The following is a 23,037-nucleotide window of genomic DNA, read 5'->3' as shown; positions in this document are numbered from 1 at the left end:
GCGCGCCCCCCGCGCGCCGCGGGGCGGCGGGGCGGCGGCGCGCGCGCCCCCCCCCCCCGATCTGGGGGGGCTCCCGGCCCCGCCCCGGGTCCGCGGGGGGCGGGGGGGGGGCGGGAGGGTCAGAGCGCCGGGTGGGCGTTCCTCATGAGCTCCTGGAACTGGGCCGAGAACCACTGGCCCGCGAGGGGCGCGTCGGGGAGGGAGCCGGACATGCTGTTGCCGTTGCGGACGTTGCCCGTGTAGGTCGGGTCGCACATGCGGTCGAAGCCCTTGCCCTCGTCGTTCGGGATCTCCTTCGAGGCGCCGTCGGACTCGCCCGGGGGCTTCATCCAGACGTACGCGTCGATGCCGGCGGCCGGGGCCGCCTGGGGACGCTCGCCGAGGCCCGCGCCGGCCTGGTTGCACCAGTTGCCGGGGTTGATGCGCCGGTCGAAGCGGCCGCCGTCGACGTAGGTGTCGACGCTGGTGAGGGCGCCCGGGCCGGTGGGACGCGCGGTGCCGCCCCAGCCGTTGCGGGAGGTGTCGATCAGCATGCCGAGCTTGCTGTCGAAGCCGAGCGAGACCAGCTTGTCGCGCATCGCCTGGGCATAGGACAGCTCGTCGACGTACCAGTTCCAGTCGACCCACTTCGACTGGCGCACGGTGGTGCCGTTGACGGTGTCGGTGATCTTGAAGTTGTCCTCCTTCAGCGCGCTGTAGTTGGCGGTGTTGACGATGAAGCCGTGGACGTTGGCGACGGTCGAGCCCTCGGCGGTCGCGGCCTGCTTGAACAGCTCCGCGGAGGGGCCGAAGTTGGAGTCCCAGCCGAGCCAGCCGTGGTGGCCGGCGTCGACGTAGTTGTAGACGTTCGGGATCGCGCCGAGCTTCTTGAGCGCGTAGCCGACGCCCTTGATGTAGTTGCCGTTCTCCTTCATGACGTTGCAGTTCTCGGTGGCCGTGTCGCGCCCGGCCACGTTCGTCACGAGGTTCGGGAGGGAGTCGATCTCGACCGTGGTGACGATCCGGAGGCCCGCGTACTTCGGGTCCGCCAGGATCGCCGCGATCGGGTCGATGTACTCGGTCCTGTAGCGGTCGATCTCCGTCGGGCCCAGCTCGCCGTTGGAGGCGAGCGCGGCGCAGTCGCGGCCCGGCAGGTTGTAGATGACCAGCTGGACGACCAGCTCGCCGGAGCCCTTCTGGACCAGCGCCTCGTCGAGGTGGGCGCGCAGGCCCCGGGCGCTGCCGGTGCCGGTGACGGCGGCGATGCGGTCCAGCCAGATGCCGGTGGGCTGGTTGGAGATCCGGCTGCCGCCGGGCTCGGCCTCGGCCTTGGCGCGCCAGTCGGGGTTCACGTACACCTTGGCCCCGGCGTACGGGTTGTCGGCCTTCGCACCGGCCGGCGGGGTGGTCGGCGGCGTCGTGGGTGGGGTGGTGGGCGGGGTGGTCGGGGGTGTGGTCGGCGGGTCCGTCGGCTGCGTCGCGGTGTTGCAGGTGACGCCGTTCAGCTTGAACGTCGCCGGCACGGCGTTGGTCCCGCTGTAGGAGGCGTTGAAGCCGAAGGAGGTCGAACCTCCGGTCGCGAGCGCGCCGTTGTACGACATGCTCGTGGCCCTGACGGCGGTGCCGGACTGCGTGACGGTGGCGTTCCAGCCCTGGGTGACCTGCTGGTTGCCGCCGTAGCTCCACTCCAGCGTCCACGCGGTCACCGGGTCGCCGGTGTTGGTGACGACGACGTTGGCGCCGAAGCCGGTGTTCCACTGGTTGGTGATCGTGTAGTCGACCTTGCAGCCGGGGGTGGCGGCGCCGGCGGTGGTGCCGAAGACCGTGGCGGTGGCCCCGGTCGCGGTGATGAGGCCGAGGGCCGCCAGGAGGGCGGTGCGGCTGGTGTTCCGGGTGCGGCTCATGCGGGTGGGGATTCCTCTCAGGAGGTGCGGGCGCGCAGGTGGTCGCGGAGCCCGATGCCGAAGGACGTGGGGGTGCCGTCGTACGAACTGATCAGCGCGGGACCGGAGTTGCAGTTCCAGGTGTTCCAGGTCCAGCCCAGGTACGAGAGCCCGCGGTCGTCGAACCACTTCATGACGCGGTCGATGAACGCGTGCCCGCAGGTGTTCTCGCCGATCTCGCCCGCGAGGAGGGGCACTTGGGCGGCCACGGGGGCGAGGGTGTCGTTCCAGCACGTCTCGGTGGAGCAGGTGTTGAAGTTGTAGACGTGCCAGGCGGCGGCCAGATTCGCCGCCGGATCCGTGGGGCGGTACGTCAGCCACTGGCTGAGGTCGTTGGCGTACGCGAGGCCCGGGACGAGGACGAGGTTCTTCGCCCCCGTGGCGCGGACCGCGTCCACCAGGTCCTGCATGCCGGCGACCTCGTACCCGATGCCGGGGCAGGTGCCGCCGTCGCGCCAGCAGGTCCACGCCTGGGTCGCGGTGGAGGTCGCCCGGTCCGGATAGGGCTCGTTGAAGAGGTCGAAGACGACTCGCTGGTCGTGCTTGAAGGTGTTCGCCACCGAGGTCCAGAACGCCGGGGTGTACCGGGCGTTCGGCATCGGCTTCTGGCAGCTGGCGTGCACGTCGGCGCAGCCCGAGGAGTTTCCGGTGTACTGGCCGTGGGTCCAGTGCAGTTCGACCACCGGGGTCATGCCGTGGGCGAGGACCTTGGTCACCAGGTCCTTCACGGCGTCGATGTAGTTCGCGCCCCGGTACTCGGGCTTGATGTTGTCCAGGCCGAGCCAGCACTCCTCGTTGAGGGGGATGCGGACCGTGTTGGCCTTCCAGTCGGCGATCGCCCGCACGGAGGCGTCGTCGACCGGACCGTCCCAGATGCCGTGGCCCTGGACGCACATGAACTCGCCGCCGGAGCGGTTGACGCCGAGCAGCCGGCGGACCGCGCCGTTCTGGTCGGTGAACGTGTTGCCGGTGACGGAGAGTTCGGGCGCGCCGGAGACGGGGGTCGGCGGCGGGGAGGTGGGCGGTGTGGTGGGAGGTGTGGTGGGCGGTGTGGTCGGGGGAGTGGTGGGCGGGGTGGTCGGGGGCCCGGTCGTCGGCGGGGTGGTCGGCCCGCCGGTGGCGCAGGCGACCCCGCCGAGCGTGAACGCGGTCGGGGCGGTGTTGGTCCCCGTCCACGAGGCGATGAAGCCCGTCGTCGCCGTCGCGCCGGTGCCCAGCTGGGCGTTCCAGCTCTCGTTGGTGACGGTGACGGCGTCGCCGGACTGGGTCCACCTCCCGCCCCAGCCCTGGCCGACCCGCTGGCCGGCCGGGAAGGAGAAGCCGAGGCTCCACCCGTTCAGCGCGGTGCTGTTGTTGGTGACGGTGACGGCACCCTGGAAGCCTCCGGCCCACTGGTTGGTGACCGAGTACTCCACGGTGCAGACGGGTGCGGCCGCGGCTCCTGAGGCCGTACCCACGACGGCGAGCGCGGTGCTCGCCGCCATGACCGCTGCTCCTGCGAGCAGCGCGGTGAGACGTGGGGGATGTCGCATGAGCGAGTCCTCGCAGCGAGGGCACGCCCCCTACGGCGTGCCGACTGGATGGAATCGCTCCCACTGGTCGGGCAGACCGTAGCGGCAACAAGCGCCAAGCAAAAGAGGAGTTGTGGAAATTCCTCGTTGCCCGCCTTCGACTCTTCACGCATCTTGACGCGGTTGCGTCACGCTTGCACAGTGGGAGCGCTCCCACTGGTTCAGGGCTTGTTCTCCATGCCCGCCCCCGCACCACAGAGCACCGCCCCCGCGCCGCCCGACCACCGCGCGAGCACCGCCCCGCACTCCCCGTACGGCCCGCTCTTCGCACACCCGACCTCCCGAGCCGCGAGGAGATCCACCGCATGCCACGCTCGAGACCACGCCGCCCCCGCAGGCACCTGACCGCCCTGACCGCCGCGCTCTCGCTCCCCCTCGGCCTGCTGGCCGCCGGCGCCGGCGCCGGGACCGCGCAGGCCGCCGCCGTGCAGTGCAGCGTCGACTACAGGACCAACGACTGGGGTTCGGGCTTCACCGCCGAACTCACCCTGACCAACCGGGGCTCCGAGGCCCTGAACGGCTGGACGCTCACCTACTCCTACGCCGGCGACCAGAAGCTCACCAACGGCTGGAACGGCGTCTGGTCCCAGTCCGGGAAGAACGTGACCGTCACCAACGCCGACTGGAACCGCACCGTCGCCGCCGGCGCGGCCGTCACCGCGGGCGGCCAGTTCACCTACACGGGCGCCAACACCGCACCCACGAACTTCGCCGTCAACGGCACCCTGTGCGTCGGTGCCCACCAGCCGCCGGTCGCCGTGCTCACCAGCCCCGCCGCAGGCGCGGTCTACACCGCGGGCAGCGCCGTCCCGCTCGCCGCCACGGCCGCGGCGGCCGACGGCGCCACCGTCGACAAGGTCGAGTTCTACAGCGACACGACCCTGCTGGGCACCGACACCACCGCGCCCTTCACGCACAGCGCCACCGGTCTCGCCGCCGGCGCCCACTCGCTCTACGCCAAGGCGTACGACAGCCAGGGCGCCTCCGCCGAGTCCGCGCCGGTCGGCATCACGGTGGCCGCCGGAGCCGCGCTGGTCGCCACGCCGGGCCAGTTGGCGGTACGCCAGGGCGCCACCGGCACCTTCGACCTCAAGCTCTCCACGGCCCCGACGGCGAACGTCACGGTCACGGTGGCCCGCACCTCGGGCAACACGAACCTCACCGCCTCCCCGGCCACCCTGACCTTCACCCCGGCGAACTGGAACACCGCCCAGAAGGTGACCGTCACCGCGGGCGCCACCGGCACCGGCGTCGCCGTCTTCGCCGCGACCGCCCCGGGCCACGCCAAGGCCGAGGTCCAGGTCACCCAGCTCGCCGCGGACTCCACCTACGACGCCCGCTTCCTCGACCTGTACGGGAAGATCACCAACCCGGCCAACGGCTACTTCTCGCCCGAGGGCATCCCGTACCACTCCGTCGAGACCCTGATCGTCGAGGCCCCCGACCACGGGCACGAGACGACCTCGGAGGCGTACAGCTACCTCATCTGGCTCCAGGCCATGTACGGCAAGATCACCGGCGACTGGACCAAGTTCAACGGCGCGTGGGACACCATGGAGAAGTTCATGATCCCGACCCACGCCGACCAGCCCACCAACTCCGGTTACAACGCCGCGAAGCCGGCCACCTACGCCCCCGAGTGGGACCTCCCCTCGCAGTACCCGGCCCGCCTCGACTCCGGCGTCACCTCCGGCGCCGACCCGATCGCGGCCGAACTGAAGAGCGCCTACGGCACCGACGACATCTACGGCATGCACTGGATCCAGGACGTCGACAACGTCTACGGCTTCGGCAACGAGCCGGGCAAGTGCTCCGCGGGTCCGACGGCGACCGGCCCCTCGTACATCAACACCTTCCAGCGCGGCCCGCAGGAGTCCGTCTGGGAGACCGTCACCCACCCGACCTGCGACAACTTCACCTACGGCGGCAAGAACGGCTACCTGGACATCTTCACCGGGGACGCGTCCTACGCCAAGCAGTGGAAGTACACCAACGCGCCCGACGCCGACGCCCGCGCCATCCAGGCCGCCTACTGGGCCGACCTCTGGGCCAAGGAGCAGGGCAAGGGCGCGCAGGTCGCGGCCACCATCGGCAAGGCCGCCAAGATGGGCGACTACCTGCGGTACGCCATGTTCGACAAGTACTTCAAGAAGATCGGCAACTGCGTCGGCCCGACCGCCTGCCCGGCCGGCACCGGCAAGGACAGCTCCCACTACCTGCTGTCGTGGTACTACGCCTGGGGCGGCGCCGTCGACACCTCGGCCGGCTGGGCCTGGCGGATCGGCTCCAGCCACAACCACAGCGGCTACCAGAACCCGCTCGCGGCCCACGCCCTCAGCTCCTACGCCCCTCTCAAGCCCAAGTCGCCCACGGGGCAGACGGACTGGGCGACCAGCCTCGACCGGCAGCTGGAGTTCTACCGCTGGCTCCAGTCGTCCGAGGGGGCCATCGCGGGCGGTGCCACCAACAGCTGGCAGGGCCGCTACGCCACCCCGCCGGCCGGCACCCCGACCTTCCACGGCATGTTCTACGACGAGAAGCCCGTCTACCACGACCCGGCGTCGAACCAGTGGTTCGGCTTCCAGGCCTGGTCGATGGAGCGGGTCGCCGAGTACTACCAGCAGACCGGTGACGCCGAGGCGAAGACCGTCCTCGACAAGTGGGTCGCGTGGGCGCTGTCGGAGACCACGGTCAACCCCGACGGCACCTACCGCATCCCGGCCACGCTCCAGTGGTCCGGTGCCCCGGACACCTGGAACGCGGCGAACCCCGGCGCCAACGACGGCCTGCACGTCACCGTCGCCGACTACACGAACGACGTCGGCGTCGCCGCCGCCTACGCCAAGACCCTGACCTACTACGCGGCCAAGTCCGGCCACGCGGAGGCCAAGCGGGTCGCCAAGGCCCTCCTCGACGGCATGTGGGACCACCACCAGGACCCGCTGGGCATCGCCGTGGAGGAGACCCGCGCCGACTACAACCGCTTCGACGACCCGGTGTACGTGCCGACCGGCTGGACCGGCGCGATGCCGAACGGCGACGCGGTCGACTCCACCTCCACCTTCGCCTCGATCCGCTCCTTCTACCAGGACGACCCGGCCTGGCCGAAGATCGAGGCGTACCTGGCGGGCGGCGCCGCCCCCGTCTTCACCTACCACCGGTTCTGGGCCCAGGCGGACATCGCCCTGGCCATGGGCTCGTACGCGGAGCTGCTCGAATAACAGCCCGCCCCGCGCGAGGGGTTCCGCGTACGACGAGGCCGGGCGGTCCCCGAAAGGGGGCCGCCCGGCCCTCGGGCGGGCGGGGCGGTGATCCATTGACGCCCGGGTGCCCCGCTCCTACGTTCTCGTTCGGACATACGGCCGTTGGTCGAACACCGAGCGAGAACGAGAGGGATCCGCGTGTCACTTCCCGAGCACACCGCCCGCTTCACCCTCGACCCCGACTTCACCGTCGGTCCCGTCGACCCCCGCCTCTTCGGCTCCTTCGTCGAACACCTCGGGCGCTGCGTCTACACCGGCGTGTACGAGCCCGGCCACCCCGCCGCCGACGCCGACGGCATCCGCACCGACGTCCTCGACCTCGTCCGCGAACTGGGCGTCACCGCCGTGCGCTACCCGGGCGGCAACTTCGTCTCCGGCTACCGCTGGGAGGACGGCGTCGGCCCGGTCGCCGACCGGCCGCGCCGACTCGACCCCGCCTGGCGCACCACCGAGTCCAACCGCTTCGGCCTGAGCGAGTTCATGGGCTTCCTGCGCAAGCTCGGCCCGCAGGCCGAGCCGATGATGGCCGTGAACCTCGGCACCCGCGGCATCACCGAGGCGATGGAGCTGGTCGAGTACGCCAACCACCCCGGCGGGACCGCCCTCTCCGACCTGCGGGTGGCCCACGGCGACAAGGAGCCGTTCGGCATCCGGCTGTGGTGCCTCGGCAACGAGATGGACGGCCCCTGGCAGACCGGGCAGAAGACCGCCGAGGAGTACGGCCGGCTCGCCGCCCAGACCGCCCGCGCCCTGCGGCAGATCGACCCGGGTCTCGAACTCGTCGCCTGCGGCAGCTCCGGCCGCGACCTGCCCACCTTCGCGGCCTGGGAGGCGACCGTGCTGGCGGAGACGTACGAGGTCGTGGACCACGTCTCGCTGCACGCCTACTACGAGGAGACCGACGGCGACCGCGACTCCTTCCTCGCCTCCGCCGTCCACATGGAGGCGTTCATCGAGGAGGTCGTCGCCACCTGCGACCACGTGGCCGCCCGGCTGAAGTCGGAGAAGCGGCTCACGCTCTCCTTCGACGAGTGGAACGTCTGGTACCAGCGTCGCCCCGCCCCGCACCCCTTCGAGGACTGGCAGGAGGCGCCCCGCCTCCTGGAGGACGTCTACACGGTCACCGACGCGGTCGTCCTGGGCTCGCTCCTCATCACGCTGCTGCGGCACGCCGACCGGATCGCGGTGGCCTGCCTCGCCCAGCTGGTGAACGTGATCGCGCCGATCATGACCGAGCCCGGCGGCCCCGCCTGGCGGCAGACCACCTTCCACCCCTTCGCCCAGGCCGCGCGGTACGGCCGGGGGACCGTCCTCGACGTGCGTCCGGTCTCGCCCGCGCACCGCACCGAGAAGCACGGCGAGGTGCCGCTGCTGCACGCGACCGCCGTGCGCGCCGAGGACGGGAGCGTCACGGTCTTCGCGGTCAACCGCGACCGGGAGAGGCCGCTGCCGCTGGAAGTCGCCCTGCGCGGCTGCGCCTTGACGCGGGTGGTGGAGCACAGCGCGCTCGCCGACGCCGATCCGGAGGCGTGCAACACGGCGGCCGCGCCGGACCGGGTGGTGCCGCACGAGGTGACCGGCGCGGAGCTCGTGGACGGGGTGCTGACGGCCGTCCTGGAGCCCATGTCGTGGAACGTCGTACGGCTCGCCTGACCCCCCCTTGGATCCTTTCGACGAAGCGCCGCACGCCCTCGTTTCGAAGCGCTTCGACCGGCCCGGCGCTCAGACGTCGCGGTGGTGGACCGCCGCCATCGCGACGGCCAGCCCGAGCACCCCCCAGGCGCCGAGGACGGTCCACGCCTCCGCCGCCGTCGCCGGGTACTTCTCCGTCACCGGCAGCGCAGGGTCGTGGACGAGCGTCGCCCAGGCGTCCAGGGGCAGCAGATGGCCGGTCTCCCTGACCCAGCGGTACGTGTCGCCCTGGAACAGCGCGGGCAGCAGCAGGAGCACGCCGATCACGGTGACGGCGGCCCCGGCCGCGTGGCGCACCAGCGCCCCCGCCGCCATGCCCACGAGCCCGCACACCGGCGCGAGCAGCGCGGACGCGACGACGGCACGCGCCGCGCCCGGATCCGACAGCGACAGGCCGCCGTGGTCCCGCAGCAGCGCCTGGGTCGCCGCGAACGAGGTCAGCGCCACGCAGGCGCCGAAGACGAGCAGCACCGCCGTCACCACGACCGCCTTCGCCGCGACGACCGACCGCCGGTCCGGCACGGCGGCGAACGTGGTCCGCGCCAGGCCCGTCGCGTACTCGCCGGAGAGCGCGGCCGCGCCGAGGCAGGCGGCGAGGACCATCAGCAACTGCCAGGCCGGATCGACGAACGCGGTCCCCAGCGCGTCGAACGCGAACGCGGGGAGGCCGGAGTCGGCGTCGGCCGCCGCCCCGGGGTCGGGGCCGGGCCCGGGGCGCGGACCCCGGTCGAGCCGGTCGGCGTTCGACCGGGCCGCGTTGACGCAGATCCCGGTCACCACGAGGCCGCCCGGACCGAGGACGTACGGGGTCGAGCGCAGCGACCGGAGTTTGATCCACTCCGAGCGGAGCAGGTGCCGGAAGCGGGCCGGCACCTCCGGCGGGGCGAGGTGGCGGACGGATGCGGGGGCGTTCATCGGGCGGACTCCTCACGGGCGGACACGGGCAGGGGCACGTCGGGGCGTTCCGGCCCCGGCCCGGCGGACTCCGAGGCGCCGAACTCGACCCGGTCGGCGGTCAGTTCCAGGAAGACCTCCTCCAGCGGAGCCGTCCGGGCGGTCAGCGCGTGCAGCCTTACCCCGTGCGCGTGCGCCAGGTCGCCGACGCGCTCGGCGCCCACGCCGGTCACCGTCCAGCCGCCGTCGTCCGCCGCCCGGAGCGCCGCCCCGGGCTCGGCCCGCAGCGCGTCGGCCAGGGCCGACGGGTCCGGGGTGCGGACCGTGACGGTGGCGCCCCCGCCCCGCGCGGCGAAGACGGCGAGCGGCTCCGCCGCGACGACCCGGCCCCGGCCCACCACGAGCAGGTCGTCGGCGGTGTGCTCCATCTCGCCCATGAGGTGACTGGAGACGAGGACCGCCCGGCCCTCCGCGGCCAGGGTCCGGAACAGGCCCCGCACCCAGCGCACGCCCTCCGGGTCGAGGCCGTTGAGCGGCTCGTCGAAGAGGAGGACCGGCGGGTCGCCGAGGAGCGCGGCGGCGATCCCGAGCCGCTGCTTCATGCCCAGGGAGAAGCCGCCGATCCGCCGGCCGGCCGCCGAGGCCAGCCCGACGGTCCCGAGGACCTCCTCGACCCGGCGGGCCGGCAGCCCGTTGCCGTGGGCCAGCGCGGAGAGATGGGCGCGGGCGGTGCGGCCCCCGTGCACCTCGTGGGCGTCGAGGAGGGCGCCGACGTGCCGGAGCCCGCGCGGCCGGTCGCGGAACGGCCGCCCGTCGACCGTGACCGTGCCGGAGGTCGGCGTCGTCAGGCCGAGGACCATCCGCAGGGTGGTGGACTTGCCCGCCCCGTTGGGGCCGAGGAAGCCGGTCACGCGGCCCGGCCGGACGGTGAAGGACAGCCGGTCGACCGCCGTGACAGCGCCATAGCGTTTGGTGAGTGCGTTCGCTTCGATCACGCCGTCCACGCTGCCGCCGGACGCCCCCTCCCGGCATCGGCCGACGGGCGCGCTCCACCGCCCGCCCTGTCACCCACGGGTGTAAGCCCGTGGGCCGATGCGCCGCCCGCGGGGCACTTCCTAGGATCTCGTCATGACCGTTCCTCCGGCGGTGACCGGTGCCCTCACCTGGGCCGCCGCCCTCGCCTACCTCGTCGTGCCGACCGTCCTGGTCCTGCACACCGTGGAGCCCACCGGGGCGCGGCTGGTGCTGCCCGTGCTGTCGGCGGCGCTGGTGGCGCCGCTCCTCCCGCGCCGGCCGGGGATCGCGCTGGCCGTGCTGCTGGCCGGTTCGGCGTCGGCCGCGACAGCGGCCTCCTCGCGGATCGCCGCGCTGTACGCGCCCGGCGCGGGCGCCGGCTGGCAGCTCGGCCAGGCGCAGGCGCTCCTCGCCGACCTCGTCGTGGCGTACGTGGCCGCCACCCGCCGCCCGCTCGCCGCCGGCGCGGCCGCCGCCGCGACCCTCGCCACCCACGCCGTCTCCCTGGCGTACGCGCGCACGGGCTCGGACGCGTACCTCTCCCAGCTCGTCGTCCTCGCGCTCACCACCGCGCTGGCCTGGACGGCCGGCCACCTGCTGCGGGAGCGGCGCCGGCACGCCCGGGAACTGCGGTCCAGGGAGGCGGCCGAGGCCGTCACGGCGGAACGGCTCCGCATCGCCCGCGAACTGCACGACATGGTGGCCCACAGCATCGGCGTCATCACCATCCAGGCCGGCGTCGGCCGCCGGGTCGCCGGATCCCGGCCCGAGGAGGCCCAGCGGGCGCTCGCCACGATCGAGAGCACCGGGAAGGACACCCTGGCCGGGCTGCGCCGGATGCTCGTCGCCCTCCGCGCGGACGACCCGGAGGCCGCCCCGCGCGAACCCGCACCCGGTCTCGCGGACCTCGACCGGCTGGTCGCGGCCACCGCCGACGCGGGCGTGCGCGTCGGCCTGGAGCGGCGCGGCGCGCCCCGCGGGCTTCCGCCGGACGTCGAACTCGCCGCGTACCGGATCGTGCAGGAAGGCGTCACCAACGTGGTGCGGCACGCGCACACCGACGCCTGCCGGGTCGTCGTCGACCTGGGCGACGACGCCGTCAGCGTCGAGATCACGGACGAGGGACCCGGCCTCCCGGCCAGAGGCGGCACCGGTCACCGGGGATCCGGCGCCGGCTACGGCATCACCGGCATGCGCGAGCGGGCCGCGCTGCTGCGCGGGCAGTTCACCGCCGGGCCCCGGCCGGGCGGCGGCTTCCGGGTCGCCGCCCGGCTGCCGCTCCCGCAGGAGGCCCGGTGAGCACCCCTCCGGTCCGGCTCCTCCTCGTCGACGACCAGCCCCTCATCAGGGCCGGCCTGCGCCTGCTCGCCGCCGAGGCGCCGGACCTCGACGTCGTCGGCGAGGCGGCCGACGGCGCCGCGGCCGTCGCCCTGGCCGAGGAGACCCGGCCCGACGTCGTCCTCATGGACGTACGGATGCCCGGCATGGACGGCATCGAGGCGACCCGGCTCATCACGACCGGGCCCAGCGGCGCCCGCGTGCTCGTCCTCACCACCTTCGACGACGACGAGAACGTGTACGGGGCCCTGCGCGCCGGAGCCGGCGGCTTCCTCGTCAAGGACATGGACCTCGACGACATCCTCGGCGCCGTGCGGGTCGTCGCGGGCGGGGACGCGCTGATCGCCCCCGCGGTCACGAGCCGGCTCATCGCGGCCTTCGCGCGGCAGCAGGACCCCACCCACACCGCCTCCGCGCCCCGCCCCCTCCCGGCGGCCGTCACCGACCGCGAGCGGGAGGTGCTCACCCTCGTGGGGCGCGGTCTGTCCAACCAGGAGATCGCCGGGGAACTCTTCATCAGCCCCGCCACGGCGAAGGCGCATGTGGCCCGGCTGCTCAGCCGGCTCGGCGCCCGCGACCGCATCCACCTGGTCATTCTCGCCTACGAGTTCGGACTGGTGGCCCCGGGCCGGTGAGCCGCGGGGCGGCCGTAGGATGCCGCTCGTCACCGCCGCCGTGCCCGGTCACGGCGGCGCCACCGTATCCCGGGGGGGAAACAGTTCATGGACGCGTACAACGTGCCCGTCGGCCCGGCCGCCGTGCGAGGGCCCCGCTACAGATTCCGGAATCCGGCGGGGCCCGCGCTCGTCGTCCAGTCGCTGATCGCCACCCAGGCGCTCACCGACGTCTACATCATCGCCTCGGGCGGCAAGGACTCGCCCTGGCTCGCCGAGGACATGGTGCCGTTCCCGGCCGTGCTCCAGGTGGCGTGCTGGATCTCGTTCCTGGTCTGGTTCCACCGCGCCCGCTGCAACGCCGAGGTGCTCGCCCCCGGCAGCCACAGGTACACCCCGCCGTTCGCGCTCGGCGCCTGGATCATCCCGCTCGCGATGTGGTGGGTGCCGCGCCGCATCACCCTCGACATCCGCCGGGCCGGCGGCCCGCCGCGTGACGCCTGGCTGATCAACGCCTGGTGGATCGCCTGGCTCTGCGACGGGCCCCTCTCGGTCGCCTTCCACTTCCTGGTCCTCGACCACTTCGACTACCGCAACCCGGTCGACCAGGGCCTCAACATCCTGACCGCGGTCCTCGCCATCGCCGTGATCCGGCGGGTGACCGCCGACCAGCCCGCCGGACCGCTGCCCTACTTCAACATGACCTGAGCGGCGCGAAACGACCTGAGCGACGCGAAACGACCTGAGCGGGGCGAAGGACAGCGAGCAGGACGCCGGGACGGCCTCGAAAGTACCCAGTGCCCGGGCACGGTGACGGTCCGCCGTGGGGCGCGGAGAAGGCGCGGGGGGCGGACACCCGCCGGAATGCGCTTGCGCGGCGGCTTCCCTCCCATCGCGCCGCACGCCCCCGCACAACCCCGCGAGAAACCCGGGCCCTTGGACTCTTCGTGCCCCGCCTGGACAGTGCGGCGAGCGGCCGCTTAGGGTCGGGGGTCCCCGTCCTCCGACGGGCACTCCCCATCCACCCCGGACGCCGCTCCGGGGAACCGCCCCGGAGAACCGCCCGGACCAGCCGAGGAGCACGCACGTGGTCACCCTCGCCGACGTCGCCCGTCACGCCGGTGTGTCGGCCAGCACCGTCAGCTACGTGCTGAGCGGCAAGCGCTCCATCTCCGCCGCCACCCGCGAACGCATCCAGCACTCCATCGACGCGCTCGGCTACCGCCCGCACGCCGGCGCCCGCGCCCTCGCCGGCGGCCGGACCAGCGTCCTCGCCCTGATGATGCCGCTGCGCACCGGCCTCTACCTGCCGGTGATGATGGAGATCGCCATGGCCGTCACCGCCGCGGCCCGCGCCCACGGCTACGACGTGCTGCTGCTCACCGGCGAGGAGGGCCCCGAGGCCGTCCGCCGTGTCGAGGGCAGCGCCATCGCCGACGGCATGATCGTCCTGGACGTCGAGCTCGACGACCCCCGGCTGCCCTGCCTCCAGGAGGCCGAACGGCCCTCCGTCCTCATCGGCCTGCCCGCCGACACCGCCGGACTCGACTGCGTCGACCTCGACTTCGCCGCCGCCGGCGCCCGCTGCGTCGACCACCTCGCCGGCCTCGGCCACCGCCGCCTCGCCGTCCTCGGCGAACCCCCCGCCGTCTACGCCCGGGGCACCGGCTACGCCGAGCGCACCCTCACCGGCATCCGCGCCGCCGCCGCCGAGCACGGCCTCGACGTGCTCCACCGGCCCGTCGACGGCACCTACGCGGCCGTCTCCGCCGCCGTCACCCGGATCTTCGAGGAACGCCCCGGCACCACCGCCCTCGTCGTCCAGAACGAGGCCGCCGTCGAACCCCTCCTCGCCGTCCTCCGCCACCAGGGCCGGGCCGTCCCCGAGGACGTCTCCGTCGCCGCGCTCTGCCCCGACCAGGTCGCCGCCCACGCCTCCGTACCGCTCACCGCGGTCGCCGTGCCCGCCCAGGACCTGGGGCGGATCGCCGTCGAACGGCTCGTCGCCCGGCTGCGCGGCGAACCCGCCCGCGGCACCGAACTCCTCACCCCCCGCCTCACCGTCCGCGCCGGCACCGGACCTGCGCCCACCCCGCCGGGGGACGGCCGTGACCGTCGCTGACCCCCGGCGGGACGGGGACAGCGACGCCGAGTTCCGGGACTTCTTCGACCGCCACTACGCCGAACTCGCCCGCCTCGCCCACCTCCTCACGGGCGAGACCGACGCCGCCGACGACCTCGCCGCCGACGCCATGCTCGCCCTCTGGCACCGCTGGGACCGCGTCCGCGCCGCCGAGCACCCCGCCGCCTACGCCCGGGGCGTCGTCGCCAACCTGGTCCGCACCCGCATCCGCGGCGCCGTCCGCGAGCGCCGCCGGATCGCCGCCTTCTGGGACCGCCGCCCCGAGCACACCGAGGACCCGGACGTGCCCGCCGTCGTCGACGTACGGACCGCGCTGCGCGCCCTGCCGTTCCGCAAGCGCGCCTGCGTCGTGCTGCGCCACGCCTTCGACCTCTCCGAGCGGGACACCGCCCTCGCCCTCGGCGTCTCGGTCGGTACGGTCAAGAGCCAGACGGCCAAGGGGATGGCGGAGCTCCAGCGGCTGCTCGGCGGCCGGGCCGCCACCGAACTCGCCGCGGGGAGGCGCTGATGGACGAGACACGGCTGCGCGGCGAGCTGCGCGAGGCGGCGCTCGCGCACCGGCCCGACCGGGCCCGGATGCTGGCCCGGGTCGAGCGGGGCATGGCCGGCCCGCCGCTGGCCCGCGCCGGGCTGCCCCGGCGCCGCTGGACGGTCGCGGTCGCCGTGGCCGCCACCGTGGCCGCGGTCCTGGGCCTCGGCGGCCTCGCCGTGACGACCCTGAAGGACCCGCCCGCGCCCCCGCCGGCCGTCGCCGCCCAGCCCGGCCCGGTGGCCCGGGCGGCCGGCACCGTCGACGCCGGCAGCAACCGCTGGTGGGCGCAGAGCGACCTCGCCGTCACCACGGAGGCCGAGGTCGCCGGCCTCACCGTCGAGCTGCGGGTCGCGCTCACCGGCGGGATCGCGAGCACCGGCCACTGGCAGACCCGCCCCGCCGAGGACTTCACGGTCACCGTCGCGGAGGAGGCCGGCGCCCTGGTCTACCGCTGGACCCTGAAGGAGGGCCGCGCGCTGCCGCCGGGCCCGCACACCTTCGCCGCCCAGTACAACCACGCGGAGGGCACCCGGAACGCCTCGGCCGACGCGTACACCGTCGTCCTCACCGCCCCCGACGGCGGCCGCACCACCCTCAGGGGCGGCTTCGACTGACCGGCCGGTGCGGGACGGCCCCCGGACGGCACCCTGCCCGGCTGGTCTGATGCCCTGTGCCGGGGCCGGGTGGTGTGGCGGCCCGGCCCCGGCGGCGCGGGGCCGCGGACGGCGGGTGCGTCACATCCCGCCGCGTTCGTCGGCCTCGCGGGCGACGACGGTGTCGTCCGCCTCGACCTCGATGCGCTCCTTGCGGATCTCTCCGGTGACCGTCCGCTCCTCGGTCACCTCGTCCGTCACCAGGCTGACCCGCTCCACGGGCATCGCCCGGGTCTCGATGACCGGGCGCTCCTCGTGGAGGGTCACCTCGTGTTCGGCCTCGGCGATCTCGGGGCCGGACAGGGCCGCGTCGCGGTTGGCCTCGGTGATCGGCTCGCGCACCACGCGCACCTCCTCGTGGTGCACCGGCACGGTCTGCTCGACCTCCTCGGTGACGACGTACTTGCGCAGCCGCACGCGGCCGGTCTCGACCTGCTCCGTGCCGACGTGCATCCGCTCCTCGGAGCGGGTCATCGCGTCCGCGGCGGGCCCGAGGTCGCCCTTCATCCCCGGGGCGCCCGCCATACCGGCCGATCCGGTCGTGCCGGTCGTGCCCGCGGTGCCGCCGTGGGCCTTCCAGGCGTCGTCCCAGTCGATGCCGTAGTAGGCGTAGAGGCGCTGTTCCTCGCTCTCGTCGAGATGCCCGCCGCCGTCGACGTCGACGTGCGGAGCCCCCTTGACCCGGTCCTTCGGGTAGGGGACCTGCAGGTGGTCGTGGACCAGGGAAGCGTCCCTGATCGGCACGAAGGACTCGCCAGTGCCGAACAGGCCGGTCCCGACGGTGACCCATTCGGGGCGGCCGGTGGCGTCGTCGAGGTAGACGCGCTTGGCGTCGCCGATCTTCCTGCCCTCGGTGTCGTAAACGGGATGGTCCAGCACAGTCGCAATCTGTTCCTGGGCGATCATGTTCACCCTCCAGGCGTTGTCGCGGTCTCCCGGCGACTAACCGGAGCAACGAGGGGAAAACCCCTTCCGAGTCGGTAAAAATGGTTGATTCCCGACCAGTTGACCGTTGAATCGAAGCCGGTGGCGGGTTCAGTCCCTCGTCCAGCCGGTCCGCGCCGTCCGGCGAGACGCGCCCCGCTCAGCATGCAGGCACGGGCCGCGAACTCGACCGCAAACAGGCCGAGTTCGACATCGACGACCCAGGGGGGCGCACTGGCCATCGACTCCCTCGTCGGGATAATTGCTGAGCGGGCCTCACACGAGGACGGCGGCTGTTTCGAGACCAGCAGGGGGCAGGACCATGGAGCAGGGCGGCCCCGGTGGCCAGGCGGCTTTCCTCGCGGCGTACGACGCCCTGCTGCGGCGCTGGCCCGCGGACGTCACCGGCGTCGACGTGCCGACGCCGTACGGCAGCACCCGGGTCCACGTGTGCGGTCCGGAGGGCGGCGCCCCGCTCGTGCTGCTGCCCGGCGGCGGCACCACCTCCATGGTGTGGTTCGGCAACGTCGGGGACCTCAGCCGCGACCATCGGGTGTACGCGGTCGATGTGATGGGCGACTACGGCCGCAGCGTCCACGACGGGGCGCCCCTGCGTGGGGCCGGGGACCTGATGGTGTGGCTGGACGCGGTTCTGGACGGGCTCGGCCTGGGGGAGGCGCGGCTGTGCGGCCACTCCTACGGGGCCGCGATCGCCCTGCGCTACGCGCTGCGCGCGCCCCACCGCGTCAGCAGGCTGGCCCTCCTCGACCCCACCAACTGCTTCGCCGGGCCGAGCCCCCGCTATCTGCTGCGCGCGCTCCCGTCGCTGGCGAGACCCACCGTCGCGCGCCAGCGGTCCTTCCTGCTGTGGGAGACCGGCCGGCCACCCGAGGACCCCGAGTGGCAGCACTTCCTCGACAGCACCACGACGGCGGTGCGGTCCAAGGTCGTGGCCCTGCGCCGCCCCTGGCCGAAGGAGCTCAGGGCCTGCACGATTCCGACCCTGGTCCTCCTGGCCGAACGCAGCCGGACCCACGACGCGCGACGCGTCGCCGCCAGGGCCCGCGACCTGCTGCCCGCGGCCGACGTCGCCATCCTGCCGGACGCCTCCCACCACTCCATCCCCACCGAGCGGCCCGCCGAACTCAACCGCCTGCTGGAGCGGTTCCTGGCGTGACACCCCCCGGTCCGGGAACTCTTGAGGCCGAGCCGAGGACCTGGGCCGCTTCGTGCTCCCGGACGGCACGATCGGGCACGCCGAGCTGCGGATCGCAAACGGCCGGATCATGGCCTTCGACAGCCCGCCGGGCTGGGCGCCCACCCCCGCGTTCGTCCGCCTGTACGTGGACGACGCGCGGGCCGTCCACCGCCGGGCGGTCGAGGCCGGCGGCACCTCGGTCACCGAGGTCACCCACCTCTTCTTCGGCGACCTCGTCGGCCGCGTACGCGACCCCTTCGGCAACCTCTGGTGGATCCAGACGCACATCGAGGACGTCGACGAGGCAGAGATGAACCGCCGTCTGGGCGACCCCGTCTTCACGAAGGCGATGGAGTACGTCCAGGGCGCCCTGTACTCCCCGCCGGGCGGCGGGGAGCCGGACGCCCGGGGACGCGGGCCGCTCGGCGGCTAGTCCCCGCTGCTCACCGGACGGAAGTTGATCCGCTCGCTGGTGACGGGGAAGCCGGCCTTGGCGAAGTTCGCGGCCATGGGGACGTTGCCCCGGTCGGTCGCCGCGCTGATGGACTCCGCGCCGTGCGCGACGAGGTGGTGGACGCACTCCGCGAGCAGGTCGTAGGCGTAGCCGTGACCGCGGTGTTCCGGGACGACGCCGATGAAGCCGATGGTCGGCCCGGACGGGTTGTGGGCCGGGATGTGGATCCCGGCCAGTTCGCCGTCCGGCGTACGTGCGACCTGCCACCACTCCCGCGGGGACGGGCACCAGTGGAAGAAGTCCAGCTCCTCCTGGGCGGCCCGGTCGAGGCCGCCCTCCTCGATGGCCATGAGCGCGTGGGCGTCCAGGGTGACCGAGTGGATGCGCCGCAGCGCGTCGAAGAACACGGCGTCGTCCGGTTCGGCGTCGAACCGCAGGCGGCCGGGCCGCGCGGGCATACCGTGCTCCGGCGTCCAGCGGTACAGGAAGCGTTCCACCAGGAGTTCGTACCCGGCGGCCCGCGCGGCGGCGAAGCGCGCCTCGGCGGCGGCGCGCGGGCCCGCCTCCTCCCGCCAGCCGCCGGGCAGGTTGATCTCCAGCTCGACCCGCCAGGGCGCGGAGCGGAGCAGCTCGACCCCGGCCTCCTCCTCGCCCTCGGCGACGTCGAACCAGTTGATGTTCACGGGCTCCGCGTCGTCGGGCCCGCCCCACCAGGCCCCGCGCGCGACGACCTCGCCGTCGCGCAGGGCGACCCGCTTCCACTCGGGGCGGAAGCGGGTGCGCCGGTGGTTCTCACGGGCGCCGAGGGGATCGGGGAGTGCGTCGAAGAGAGGGGCGTCGTTCGCGGAAAGCGTGCGGATGACCAGACCGGTCATGGAATTCCTCCGGGTTGCAGGCTGCGGGGCGCGCTCCCGGCCGGACGTCAGAACTGACGGACCACCACGCCGGAACAGCGGAAGCGGGAGCGCTGGAAAGGTGTGAACTGCACGGCACTCGCCTCCTTCCGACCGTCTCAGGGCGTGAACCCACACCGTAGGGGAACCGGCACGCGCCCGTCCACGCATTTCCCGCAGGCGTCCCGGGAAGCGCACCCGCCTCGTCGGCCAGGACCCCCGTCCGGCGTGGTCCCCCGTCGAGGTCCCGTCGCGTGGGCGCGGCACGGAGGCTCAGGGAAGCCGGATCGCGGTCCAGGCGTCGACCGCGCACTGTGCGTCGGCGTTGTTCCCCGTGGAGACGACCGTGCCGTCGGCGCGCAGGCCGAGGGTGTGTGTCGAACCGGCCGCCACGGCGACGACGTCGCGCCAGTCGTCGACGTCGCACTGCCCGTGGCTGTTGTCCCCGGTCGCGAGGGCCCGCCCGGAGGCGGTGACTCCGACGGTGTGGTAGCTGCCCGCGTCGAGCGCCACCACGTCCTCCCACGCGTCGACCTCGCACGCCCCGGTCGTCCGGTCCCCGGTCGCCACGGCCCGCCCGTCGGCTCTGAGGCCGACGGTGTGGCAGTACCCGGCCGTGATGGCGGCGAGGTCGCGCCACCCTTCCACGGCGCACTGCCCCCGCCGGTTGTTGCCCGTGGCCAGTGCGGAACCGTCCGACCGCACGCCGACCGAGTGCCAGTCACCGCACGAGAGGGCGACCATCTCGCGCCAGGACCGCACGTCGCACTGCCCTTCCGCGTTCCGGCCGGCCGCCAGCACGCGGCCGTTCTCCAGCAGCCCGAGCGTGCGGCGCCAGCCTGCGGCCAGGGCCGTGACCCCGCGCCAGTCGGCGACGTCGCACTGTCCGTCGCCGTTCCACCCCGTCGCCAGCACCGTGCCGTCCGAACGGAGCCCGACCGTATGGGACTTGCCCGTGTTCCTCGCGGTATGGACGTTGCCGGCGGCCACCTCGACGACGTCCTCCCACCGCTCGACACGGCATTCACCGGCCGCGCCGTCGCCCACGGCGAGAACCGTTCCGTCCCGGCGCCGTCCGACCGAGTGGCGCCGTCCCGCTGCCAGCGCCGACGGACGAGTGAGCATGCTTCCTCCTTGTGCCGGCGTATCCCGTCCCCGGGCTACGGGCCGAGCTCGTAGTCGAACCAGATCCGGTGGGTGCCGTCCGCGTCGACCGCGAGGCCGCCCGTCCCGGTGATCCCCGCCATCGCGCCCGTCCCGCTGGCCGGCACGATGACGAAGAACTCGCTCTCCCGCCCCTCGCCCAGGGTCGTCGCGGAGTGCGCGAAGTTGAAGGCGCCCGCCCGGCCGTGGAGCGTGCCTTCGAAGGACTCCATCGCGACATACGTCCCCGTGCCGGTGGACTGGTCGAACGCGGCGGTGAACAAGGTGACGGAGCGCCCGACGACCTCGCCTTCGTACTGCTTCTCCAGCGTGGCCACACCGACGGGCAGGGCCGTCCCGATCGCAGGGCTGGGCACCGGCGCCGGAGCGAAGTCGGCGACCTGGAAGGTTCCGGAAGCTCTCATCCCCGGATCGTATGCCGCACCACTGACATCGCCCCCGGGAGATGCGCCCGCGACCCGTCGGACCGCCCTACGGCGCCTCTTTCCGGTCACCGATTCCTCGGCCTGATCGGGCCGTTGGCCGACCGTCAAAGATGCGGACAGCGGGCGGCCTGCCTCCGGACCTAGGCGTAGGGGCGGATGGCCACCGTGACGTCCATGTGGAAGACGTTCGACCCTGCCGCGGACGGCAGGCCCAGGACGCGGTCGAGTGCGCGGCCCAGGGGGCCGCAGCCACTGGTGCCGGGGGCGGCGAACTCCGCGTCCTCGGCGCCGAAGGCGACGACCAGGGGGTTCCTGGATATCACCCGGGTGGGAGCGGTGTCCTTGAGCACCAGATGGACCGCGTCCTCAGCGCTGCCCACCGAGCAGCCCGACGACGCCAGGGCCGGCAGGCCGTGCGCCGAGCCCAGGGCGAACGTGACGTCGAACTCGCCGCGCCGGGTGTCGTCGGACAGGAAGTCCGAGTAGCCGCCGTACTGCGGAGTCAGGGTCAGCGGGGTGCCTCCCACCCGGATGGGCGCGGCGGTCATCCTCCCGAACACCTGGCGGAACTCGCCGCCCACGCGGCCTTCCGCGAAGGCGATCTTCATGGGTTCGGTCAGCGGCTCGTCGACGGCGCCCATGCGCAGGTGCCCCGTGGCGTGCATGACCTCGCAGCGCCAGGTCCCGGGGTCCGCGCCCGCGGGCAGCTCGTCGACGGCCGGGCAGGCGGAGAAGTCGAATTCGGGCAGATCCGCGGCCGGTTCGGCTCCGTGCGCGGGCGCCGCGCCCAGGGCGAGTCCGGCGAGAAGTACCGCCGCGGCAGCACTGGTGAAGCGGCGGACGGTGCGATGTGAGGTCACTCGGTTCGTCGTCATGCATCCAGCATTGCAGAGATTTCTCTGCAGAGGAAGCTCTGCAGAGAAAAACCCGCCATCCGGATAGACTGGCCACCATGACGAACCAACCCGGAGCGGAAGCCGCAGGGCGGCGGACGGTCGACAGTCCCGAGATGCTCAAGGCCCTCGCGCACCCCCTGCGCCTGCGCATCCTGCGCCACCTCGGCGCGTCGGGCCCGGCCACCTCGACCACCCTCGCCGCCGCCCTCGGCGAGAACACCGGGACGCTCAGTTACCACCTGCGCATGCTGGAGCGCAGCGGCCTCATCGAGGACATCCCCGAGCGTTCCACCGGGCGCGAGCGCTGGTGGCGCGGAGTGCGCGGCCTCGACATCCGCAGACCGCCGCAGGCCGAGATGACGGAGGCCGAGCGCGCCCTGTCCTCCGAGCTGGACCGGATGAGGCTGGAGGAGGACGTCGCGCTCGCCCGGCAGTTCACCGCCGCACAGGCGGAGTCCGACGGCTGGATGCGGGGTTCACGCAGCCTCGTCCACCTCACGAAGGACGAGCTGGACGCCTTCCACGACGACTATCTGGCCCTGCTCGCGCGCTACGCCCGCGGTCCCGAGGACGCCCCCGACGGCGCCCGTCCCGTCCTCCTCCGCTGGTTCGGCCTGCCCGCCGACTGACCGGGCGACCGGTGGCGTCTCCGCCTCGCCCCGTGCGCACCCGGGTGACGAGGTGACGAGGTGGCGCTGGTGGCCGCGTCAGCCACTGCCTTCCTCGCTCCCTGCCGCCCCGGCGGTCACCAGCGCGATGTACTCCAGACGGACCGCGAACGTCCCGTGCCCCGTGGCGGCCGAGTGCGCCACGCAGCCGGCCGCGCCGGCCGTCGGCCGCGGCGTCGGCGCCGACTCCCACGCGCACCCGCCGTCCATGCAGCGCGCGGTCATGGTGAGTTCGGACTCCGGCCCCGGGTGCCTGGCCATGCGGTAGACCGGGACCGCGGTCACGGCAGCTCCCGGGGGAGCGTCAACTTCGGTTCCGTGTGCGGGTGGTTGCGGATCTCGACCCGGAAGTCCGCCGCCGCGGAGTGGTCGTGCGTCCGGCGGTGGTGGCGCTCGTGCGCGGCGGCGATCGTGCAGGTGACGCAGCCCGGCGTCGGCACGGCCGGCGGTACGGGGCCGACGGAGAGGACGACCGGTGGCTCCGGGCACCGCTGCGGTGGCGGATCGGCCGCCGCCGTCGGCACGGGCGTCGTGAGGACGCGGATCAGTACGCGCTCGTCCTCGGTCGGCCGGCGCAGCTCGCACGGCGCCGCCGTCCACTCGGCCCCGCCGCCGGGCCGCCGGAGGTGGACGAACTCCCCGTCCCAGGCGGTCACCTTCCCGAGGCGGGGCCGGCCCTCGGGCGTGTCCGCCGCCATGAATGTTCCGAGGTCGGGGACCGGGCCTGGGTGGTCGCTTTCAGGCATGGATGCTCCTCTCTGTAGCGGATTCGCTACGGG

22 protein-coding genes are annotated in these 23,037 nt (G+C 73.6%); 11 read left to right on the top strand and 11 right to left on the bottom strand.

The features are described 5' to 3' along the window. Positions 1–119 precede the first annotated feature (119 nt). Together ACFW1I_RS16755 and ACFW1I_RS16750 are read right to left on the bottom strand one after the other, a co-directional pair. Positions 120–1,883 carry a glycoside hydrolase family 6 protein gene (locus tag ACFW1I_RS16755; RefSeq protein WP_384670366.1) on the bottom strand — a complete coding sequence of 588 codons (1,764 nt, stop codon included), beginning with the start codon at positions 1,881–1,883 and terminating at the stop codon, positions 120–122. A 17-nt stretch (positions 1,884–1,900) separates the two neighbouring features. Beyond that, positions 1,901–3,454, bottom strand: coding sequence for a cellulase family glycosylhydrolase (locus ACFW1I_RS16750; protein WP_384670365.1), 1,554 nt, complete (start codon positions 3,452–3,454; stop codon positions 1,901–1,903). 344 nt (positions 3,455–3,798) lie between these two features. Here ACFW1I_RS16750 and ACFW1I_RS16745 point away from each other — a divergent pair, with 344 nt between their 5' ends. Next, positions 3,799–6,714, top strand: coding sequence for a glycoside hydrolase family 48 protein (locus ACFW1I_RS16745; protein ID WP_384670364.1), 2,916 nt, complete (start codon positions 3,799–3,801; stop codon positions 6,712–6,714). 180 nt (positions 6,715–6,894) lie between these two features. Then, positions 6,895–8,409: an alpha-N-arabinofuranosidase gene (locus ACFW1I_RS16740; RefSeq protein WP_384670363.1), complete on the top strand. Its 1,515-nt coding sequence runs from the start codon at positions 6,895–6,897 to the stop codon at positions 8,407–8,409. A gap of 69 nt (positions 8,410–8,478) precedes the next feature. On the opposite strand, the gene ACFW1I_RS16735 is transcribed toward ACFW1I_RS16740, so the two are convergent. Together ACFW1I_RS16735 and ACFW1I_RS16730 are read right to left on the bottom strand one after the other, a co-directional pair. Further along, a complete protein-coding gene (locus ACFW1I_RS16735) occupies positions 8,479–9,363 on the bottom strand; it encodes an ABC transporter permease (protein ID WP_384670362.1) in 885 nt (294 codons plus the stop codon). Beyond that, on the bottom strand, positions 9,360–10,337 hold the full coding sequence (locus tag ACFW1I_RS16730; RefSeq protein ID WP_384670361.1) for an ATP-binding cassette domain-containing protein: 978 nt from the start codon (positions 10,335–10,337) through the stop codon (positions 9,360–9,362). The genes ACFW1I_RS16735 and ACFW1I_RS16730 overlap by 4 nt, the downstream gene beginning before the upstream one ends. A 133-nt stretch (positions 10,338–10,470) precedes the next feature. Between ACFW1I_RS16730 and ACFW1I_RS16725 the strand changes: the two genes are divergently transcribed. From ACFW1I_RS16725 to ACFW1I_RS16700, 6 genes are all read left to right on the top strand, one after another. After that, the gene (locus ACFW1I_RS16725) at positions 10,471–11,655 is read left to right on the top strand and encodes a sensor histidine kinase (protein WP_384670359.1); all 1,185 of its coding nucleotides are present in this window, start codon (positions 10,471–10,473) and stop codon (positions 11,653–11,655) included. Further along, positions 11,652–12,329: a response regulator gene (locus ACFW1I_RS16720; protein ID WP_384670358.1), complete on the top strand. Its 678-nt coding sequence runs from the start codon at positions 11,652–11,654 to the stop codon at positions 12,327–12,329. The genes ACFW1I_RS16725 and ACFW1I_RS16720 overlap by 4 nt, the downstream gene beginning before the upstream one ends. Positions 12,330–12,416: 87 nt before the next feature. Further along, positions 12,417–13,016, top strand: coding sequence for a DUF4328 domain-containing protein (locus ACFW1I_RS16715; protein ID WP_384670356.1), 600 nt, complete (start codon positions 12,417–12,419; stop codon positions 13,014–13,016). A 379-nt stretch (positions 13,017–13,395) separates the two neighbouring features. Beyond that, positions 13,396–14,430, top strand: coding sequence for a LacI family DNA-binding transcriptional regulator (locus tag ACFW1I_RS16710; RefSeq protein WP_384670354.1), 1,035 nt, complete (start codon positions 13,396–13,398; stop codon positions 14,428–14,430). Next, positions 14,417–14,959 (top strand): SigE family RNA polymerase sigma factor, encoded by a 543-nt coding sequence (locus tag ACFW1I_RS16705; protein ID WP_384670353.1) that lies wholly within the window; start codon positions 14,417–14,419, stop codon positions 14,957–14,959. Before ACFW1I_RS16710 ends, ACFW1I_RS16705 begins: the two co-directional genes overlap by 14 nt. Beyond that, positions 14,959–15,597: a hypothetical protein gene (locus tag ACFW1I_RS16700; protein WP_384670352.1), complete on the top strand. Its 639-nt coding sequence runs from the start codon at positions 14,959–14,961 to the stop codon at positions 15,595–15,597. Before ACFW1I_RS16705 ends, ACFW1I_RS16700 begins: the two co-directional genes overlap by 1 nt. Before the next feature lie 120 nt (positions 15,598–15,717). Here the strand turns inward: ACFW1I_RS16700 and ACFW1I_RS16695 are convergent, their stop codons facing one another. Further along, positions 15,718–16,542 carry a DUF2382 domain-containing protein gene (locus ACFW1I_RS16695; protein ID WP_384670351.1) on the bottom strand — a complete coding sequence of 275 codons (825 nt, stop codon included), beginning with the start codon at positions 16,540–16,542 and terminating at the stop codon, positions 15,718–15,720. Between the two features lie 340 nt (positions 16,543–16,882). On the opposite strand from ACFW1I_RS16695, the gene ACFW1I_RS16690 reads away from it, so the two are divergent. Further along, positions 16,883–17,737, top strand: a complete 855-nt coding sequence (locus tag ACFW1I_RS16690) for an alpha/beta fold hydrolase (RefSeq protein WP_384670349.1) — start codon at positions 16,883–16,885, stop codon at positions 17,735–17,737. A 52-nt stretch (positions 17,738–17,789) separates the two neighbouring features. Next, a complete protein-coding gene (locus ACFW1I_RS16685; protein WP_384670348.1) occupies positions 17,790–18,191 on the top strand; it encodes a VOC family protein in 402 nt (133 codons plus the stop codon). On the opposite strand, the gene ACFW1I_RS16680 is transcribed toward ACFW1I_RS16685, so the two are convergent. The 4 genes from ACFW1I_RS16680 to ACFW1I_RS16665 form a co-directional block, all read right to left on the bottom strand. Then, positions 18,188–19,087 (bottom strand): GNAT family N-acetyltransferase, encoded by a 900-nt coding sequence (locus ACFW1I_RS16680; RefSeq protein WP_384670347.1) that lies wholly within the window; start codon positions 19,085–19,087, stop codon positions 18,188–18,190. The genes ACFW1I_RS16685 and ACFW1I_RS16680 overlap by 4 nt on opposite strands. 291 nt (positions 19,088–19,378) lie before the next feature. Further along, on the bottom strand, positions 19,379–20,230 hold the full coding sequence (locus tag ACFW1I_RS16675; RefSeq protein WP_384670345.1) for an RCC1 domain-containing protein: 852 nt from the start codon (positions 20,228–20,230) through the stop codon (positions 19,379–19,381). 35 nt (positions 20,231–20,265) lie between these two features. After that, positions 20,266–20,673, bottom strand: coding sequence for a DUF3224 domain-containing protein (locus ACFW1I_RS16670; protein ID WP_384670343.1), 408 nt, complete (start codon positions 20,671–20,673; stop codon positions 20,266–20,268). A gap of 161 nt (positions 20,674–20,834) precedes the next feature. Continuing rightward, on the bottom strand, positions 20,835–21,569 hold the full coding sequence (locus ACFW1I_RS16665; RefSeq protein ID WP_384670342.1) for a hypothetical protein: 735 nt from the start codon (positions 21,567–21,569) through the stop codon (positions 20,835–20,837). A gap of 77 nt (positions 21,570–21,646) precedes the next feature. On the opposite strand from ACFW1I_RS16665, the gene ACFW1I_RS16660 reads away from it, so the two are divergent. After that, the gene (locus tag ACFW1I_RS16660; protein WP_384670340.1) at positions 21,647–22,219 is read left to right on the top strand and encodes an ArsR/SmtB family transcription factor; all 573 of its coding nucleotides are present in this window, start codon (positions 21,647–21,649) and stop codon (positions 22,217–22,219) included. A 78-nt stretch (positions 22,220–22,297) separates the two neighbouring features. Here ACFW1I_RS16660 and ACFW1I_RS16655 read toward each other — a convergent pair whose 3' ends face one another. Beyond that, positions 22,298–22,543, bottom strand: coding sequence for a hypothetical protein (locus tag ACFW1I_RS16655; protein WP_384670339.1), 246 nt, complete (start codon positions 22,541–22,543; stop codon positions 22,298–22,300). Further along, the gene (locus tag ACFW1I_RS16650; RefSeq protein WP_384670337.1) at positions 22,540–23,004 is read right to left on the bottom strand and encodes a hypothetical protein; all 465 of its coding nucleotides are present in this window, start codon (positions 23,002–23,004) and stop codon (positions 22,540–22,542) included. The genes ACFW1I_RS16655 and ACFW1I_RS16650 overlap by 4 nt, the downstream gene beginning before the upstream one ends. Positions 23,005–23,037 lie beyond the last annotated feature (33 nt).

It is taken from the genome of Streptomyces sp. NPDC058955, assembly GCF_042741435.1.
GTDB lineage: Bacteria > Actinomycetota > Actinomycetes > Streptomycetales > Streptomycetaceae > Streptomyces.
The sequence above is the reverse complement of the archived record's forward strand: the minus strand, read 5'-3'. Positions and strand labels throughout refer to the sequence as shown.